Below are 5,479 nucleotides of genomic sequence, written 5' to 3' on the forward strand. Positions count from 1 at the left end.
TGAGGCGGGCCGCGTGCTCGGATGCCAGGTGGCGAGGAGGTACTCGGCGTCGAGTACCGCGAACGCGCTGAAGCGGGATCGCATAAGCCGCTCTGCCGTGGGAGCCGTCGTGACACCGCGGTGGTACCGGCCGCAGCAGTCGTCGTACGGTTCACCGAGCAGGCAGGGGCATCGCGTTGTCACGGTCCCAGTATGGCGTGCTCGTTCGCGCCGGCCCGTCCGTCACACGAGCTTGCGACTGTGCTCCTCCCAGTACGGCGCGCGGAGATCGCGTTTGAGGATCTTGCCGGTGGGGTTGCGGGGCAGGAGGCCGACGACGTCGACGCTTGTCGGGCACTTGAACTTTGCGAGGCGCTCACGGGTGTACTGGATCAACTCGTCCGGATCGATCTGCGCGCCTTCCGCGGGAACGACGACCGCCTTCACCGTCTCACCCCAGTGTTCGTCCGGCACCCCGATCACCGCCACTTCCGCCACCGCCGGGTGTTCCACGAGTACTCGCTCGATCTCGGGGGAGTACACGTTCTCCCCGCCCGTGATGATCATGTCCTTGAGCCGGTCCTCGATGAACACGAAGCCGCCCTCGTCCGCGCGGCCGATGTCCCCGCTGCGTAACCAGCCGTCCTCGGTGATCGCGTCCGCCGTCGCCTCCGGCTTGCCGAGATACCCGGGGGTGCGTTGCGCGGAGCGCCACCACAGTTCACCGGTCTCGCCGGGGACGACGTCCTCGAGCGTCACGGGATCCACGATCCGCATCTCCACTCCGGGAATCGGCCGTCCGGCAGAGGCCATTCTCTCCACCTGTGCCGGGTCCCGGTGGACCTCGGGCATGAGGGCGGTCACGACGCCGCTGCACTCGGTCATTCCGTAGACCTGGACGAACTCCGTGTCGGGCCACGCGGCAAGCGCGCTGCGCAGCAACGGAAGTGGCATCGGGGCGGCGCCGTACGTGATCCGGTCGAGGGCGCTGAACGCGGCGACCGCCTTCTCTCCCGCGGCGAGCACACCAGCGATCACCGGAGGGACGAGAAACGCAATGTTCGCGCCCGCCGCAAGTCCGGCGAACAGTGCCGGCGCATCGGCCTCACGGGTGACGTGACATCGAGCACCGGCGTGGACTCCCATGATGGCGTAGCAACTTCCGCCGACGTGGAAGAGCGGCATGGCGACGAGCAGGCAGTCGTCGGTGCCCGCCGGCAGTATCTCGAGGACGTCGACGCTGTGGGCCAACAGGTTTCGGTGGGTCAGCTGCACGCCTTTCGGCCGGCCCGTGGTTCCCGAACTGTAGAGAATCAATGCCGTGGAGTCGGCGTCCGCGTCGCGCGGCTGCGACAGCAGGGGTGCGCCGTCCGCGAGCCACGGCTCGAACTCGTCGTGTTCACCGCCCACGGAGATGATCAGCTCGATCCCGGTGAGGCGGTCTCGCAGCGCCATGATCTGCTGCAGGAATTCGTGGCCCACGAACAGAATTCGCGCGCCGCTGTCATTGATGACGTAGTCGAGTTCGTCGCCGGCCAGACGCCAGTTGGGTACGGCGTTGGCAGCTCCCAGAAGCGAGGCGGCATACGTCACCTCGAGGCAGGTGAGGTGGTTCTTGTCGACGAAGACGACGGTGTCGCCCGATTCGATGCCCGCCTCGGCGAGTGCGCCGGCAATCCGCAGAATCCGGTCGCGCCAGTCGGACCACGTGTAGTCCACATCCTGGAACTGCATCGCGATGTCGTCCGGCCGGACCCGAGCCCAGTGTGCGACGCGGTCGAAGATGATCTGGCTGGCGACATCCGGCATACGCCCGCACCTTCCGCTTATGAAATCAGTCACATCAGGTTAGTGGTCCGGTGCGCGCCCAAGGGACGTTTTCCCACATGCAGTTCGCTCCGTGGCCGCGCCGCAGCGCGAACCCCGACGCGGAGATCAGGGTGGTCCCTGATGGCGGATGGTGGGCGGTGCCGACAAGATGGAGGTCGTGCGACACGCACACAGGCGGAACCGTGCCGAAGCAGATACCTCTGGCCCGGCCGGCTCCTTCACGAGGAATGACGAAAGGCGATCATGAGCACGCATGCCCCCGCTGTCGCTGCACGTGCAGTCGAGCTGTCGAAGATCTACGGCACCGGCGACACCCAGGTCCGCGCGCTCAACGCGGTCTCGGTGGACTTCGCCCGCGGTGAGTTCACCGCCATCATGGGACCGTCCGGATCCGGTAAGTCCACTTTGATGCACTGCCTCGCAGGCCTCGACTCGTCCAGTTCCGGTTCGGTGCAGATCGGTGACACCGAACTCACGACACTGTCCGACAAGGAGATGACACTGCTCCGCCGCGACCGCATCGGGTTCGTGTTCCAGGCATTCAATCTGGTGCCGACCCTCACCGCGCTCGAGAACATCACGCTGCCGCTGGACATCGCGGGACGTGAGCCGGATGCGGCGTGGCTCGAGAACGTGCTCACCAAACTCGGCTTGAAGGATCGTCTCGACCACCGCCCGGGCGAGCTGTCCGGTGGCCAGCAACAGCGCGTGGCGTGCGCGCGGGCCCTGGCCGGACAGCCGGAGATCATCTTCGGCGACGAACCGACCGGCAATCTCGACTCCCGTTCTTCGGGTGAGGTGCTGTCCATCCTGCGGGACGCCGTGGACGAGTTCCACCAGACCGTCGTCATCGTGACCCACGACCCGCGCGCGGCCGCGTACGCGGACCGGGTGGTCTTCCTCGCCGACGGCAACTTCGTCGACGAGCTGCGCGAGCCCACCGCCGATTCCGTCCTCGATCGGATGAAGCAGCTCGACGCGCCCGCCACCGAACTCGTCGGTGCGCATGCCCGGGTGTCCGGCGCGGTGTCTTCGGAAGCGGTGGTCTGATCACATGGCTTCCCTCTCCGGCGGCCCGATGCGCAAGGTGTCGCTGCGCAATCTCGCCGCCCACAAGGTCCGGCTCGCACTGACCGTGCTGTCGGTGGTGCTCGGCACTGCATTCGTGGCCGGTTCCTTCGTTTTCACCGACACCCTGCAGAAGACCTTCGACTCGATTTTCGAGAACACCGCGCAGGGCGTCGACGTGCGCGTGTCCGCTGCGGAAGACGGCTCGAGCGGGTTACCGCTCACCGACCTCGACACGATCACCGCGGTAGACGGAGTACGGGCGGTCGCCCCCGCGGTCAGCGGTCAGATCGTCCTGATCGACGCAGACGGAGCAGCCGTGCAGACCGGCGGTGCGCCTAGCCTCGGTGAGTCGTACCTGCCGCCGGGGCAGGCGCTCGGGGAAACCGACGAGTACCTCGAGGGCAACCCGCCGGCGGCGGTCGGGCAAGTGGCCATCAACGCCAGTGCAGCAGAACGGGCGAATCTCGCAGTCGGTGACACCGCCAAGATCCTGGTGCCGGCTCGCGGGATCGTCGACGTCACCGTGTCGGGCATCTACGACACGGGCGGTGATACCGGCGGATTCATCGGGGCTTCGTTCGTCGACTCGCAGGCGCGGGAACTGTTCACCGACGGCAAGCACGTCGAGTACGTCGATGTTGCCGGCGCCGGGCTGTCCCCGTCGGAACTGCGCGACAGAATCACCGCCGCTCTACCCGACGTCAAGGTACAGACCGGCGACGAGGTGCGGGAGGAGACGAAGGCGCAGGTATCGGAGGCGCTCAGCTTCATCAACTACTTCCTGCTCGCTTTCGGAGCGATCGCACTGCTCGTCGGCACGTTCATCATCTACAACACCTTCTCCATGATCGTCGCCCAGCGCCTGCGGGAACTGGCGTTGCTCCGCGCGATCGGCGCGAGCCGTCAGCAGGTGGGACGGTCGGTGGTCTTCGAAGCACTCGTGGTCGGGGTGATCGGCAGTGCGCTGGGTATCACCGCCGGCGTCGGGCTGGCCTACGGCCTGCGCAGGTTGCTCAACACATTCGACGTCGGCCTTCCCGAGGGGCCGCTGCAGGTGGGTCCGCGCACGATACTGATCGCCCTCGTGGTCGGTGTGCTGGTGACCACGGTCAGCGCGTACGCGCCCGCCCGTCGCGCGTCCAAGGTGCCGCCGGTCGCGGCGATGCGTGAGGAGTTCGCTTCCGCCGGAGATTCGCTGCGCGTTCGCACCTTCGCCGGAGTGGTCCTGGGCGTTCTCGGTGTCGTGGCGCTCGTGATCGGCGCCCGGGGAACGGGTGGCGGTGCTGCCGCCGTCGTCGGAGCCGGTGCCCTCGCCCTGATCCTGGCGGTGTTGCTGGGCGCGCCGGCACTGTCCCGGCCCGTGGTCGGTGCGCTGGGTGCAGTGCTGGCCAAGCCGTTCGGACCTGTCGGCCGCCTCGCCCGCACCAACGCCGTCCGGAACCCGCGGCGCACCGCCGCGACCGCGTTCGCGCTGACACTGGGTCTGATGCTGGTATCGGTGATCGGGGTGTTCGGCGCCTCCGCCAAGGCCAGTGTCAACGAACTGGTGGATGTGGGTGTGTCGGCCGACTACATCCTCACCGGACCGAATCAGATCGGGGTGCCGTCCGGGGCCGCCCGTGCCGTCCGGAAACTCGACGCCGTACAGGGTGCCACCGCGCTCCACCCGGTGTCGGTCACGGTCGACGACGAGAAGGAACAGGGTGCCTCGCTCGACGGTCCGGTCGAGGGCGTACTCGACTACACGCTCGTCGAGGGCAGTACCGATCTGTCCGGTAATCATCTGTTCGTCTCCCGGACGGCGGCCGCGGAGAAGGGCTGGACTCTGGGGAAGACCGTGCCGATGAAGAGCGCCGACGGAAAGGTTGTGGACGCGGAAGTCACCGGCATCTACGAGGACAACCAGCTCATCGGGAACTGGGTGGTGTCCGACGAGGTGTACCGGCAGGTGATGCCCGCGGCGACCATTCCCGATCTCACCGTGCTGATCGATGCGAAACCCGGTGCCGACCTGACGCAACTGCGAACCGACCTCGAAGCCGCGACCAAGCAGTTCGTTGTCGTCCAGGTCCAGGACCGGGAGCAGTTCAAGGGCACCCAGGGCCAGCAGATCGACACCCTGTTGGCGATCCTCTACGGCCTGCTGGCACTGGCCGTCATCATCGCGATCCTCGGCATCATCAACACACTGGCGTTGTCGGTTGTGGAACGGCGCCGCGAGATCGGGATGCTCCGTGCGGTCGGCATGCTGCGGTCCCAGATGCGCCGCACGATCTACTTGGAGTCCCTGCTCATCGCGGTGTTCGGGGCTGCAGTCGGAGTGCTTCTCGGGCTCGCCTTCGGCTGGGGTTTCGTGAGCACCTTGAGGGACCAGGGGCTCGGGCGGATGACGGTGCCGTGGGGGCAGGTGATCGGGATGCTCGTCGGATCCGGTGTCGTCGGTGTCCTCGCGGCGCTGTGGCCTGCGAACCGGGCAGCGCGCACCAAGCCGCTCGAGGCCATCGCCGATCTCTGACCCGGGTAATGGGGTGTGGTCACCGGTTTGGTAAGACTTGGGGCCAAGAGTTGTGATGGCGCTCATGTCAGCCACCTCGTGTGG

4 protein-coding genes are annotated in these 5,479 nt (G+C 67.0%); 2 read left to right on the plus strand and 2 right to left on the minus strand.

All coding sequences use genetic code 11. The annotated features are described in order from the left end of the window. On the minus strand, positions 1–183 hold a 183-nt coding region (locus WAW17_RS22320), incomplete at its 3' end, for a YchJ family protein (protein WP_422335093.1). A gap of 39 nt (positions 184–222) precedes the next feature. After that, entirely contained in the window at positions 223–1,788 is a 1,566-nt protein-coding gene (locus tag WAW17_RS22325; RefSeq protein ID WP_422335094.1) for a long-chain-fatty-acid--CoA ligase, read from the minus strand. Positions 1,789–2,052: 264 nt separating this feature from the next. Here WAW17_RS22325 and WAW17_RS22330 point away from each other — a divergent pair, with 264 nt between their 5' ends. Together WAW17_RS22330 and WAW17_RS22335 are read left to right on the plus strand one after the other, a co-directional pair. Then, the gene (locus WAW17_RS22330) at positions 2,053–2,859 is read left to right on the plus strand and encodes an ABC transporter ATP-binding protein (RefSeq protein ID WP_422335095.1); all 807 of its coding nucleotides are present in this window, start codon (positions 2,053–2,055) and stop codon (positions 2,857–2,859) included. Between the two features lie 4 nt (positions 2,860–2,863). Beyond that, entirely contained in the window at positions 2,864–5,395 is a 2,532-nt protein-coding gene (locus WAW17_RS22335; protein WP_422335096.1) for an ABC transporter permease, read from the plus strand. Positions 5,396–5,479: the final 84 nt, after the last annotated feature.

It is taken from the genome of Rhodococcus sp. (in: high G+C Gram-positive bacteria), assembly GCF_049286785.1.
Taxonomy (GTDB): domain Bacteria; phylum Actinomycetota; class Actinomycetes; order Mycobacteriales; family Mycobacteriaceae; genus Rhodococcus_F.

What these genes read in the sequence shown, in the direction of transcription:
- WAW17_RS22335 (WP_422335096.1), top strand. Translation starts at nt 2,864, where the DNA reads ATGGCTTCCCTCTCCGGCGGCCCGATGCGCAAGGTGTCGCTGCGCAAT.
- WAW17_RS22330 (WP_422335095.1), top strand. Translation starts at nt 2,053, where the DNA reads ATGAGCACGCATGCCCCCGCTGTCGCTGCACGTGCAGTCGAGCTGTCG.
- WAW17_RS22325 (WP_422335094.1), bottom strand. Translation starts at nt 1,788, where the DNA reads ATGCCGGATGTCGCCAGCCAGATCATCTTCGACCGCGTCGCACACTGG.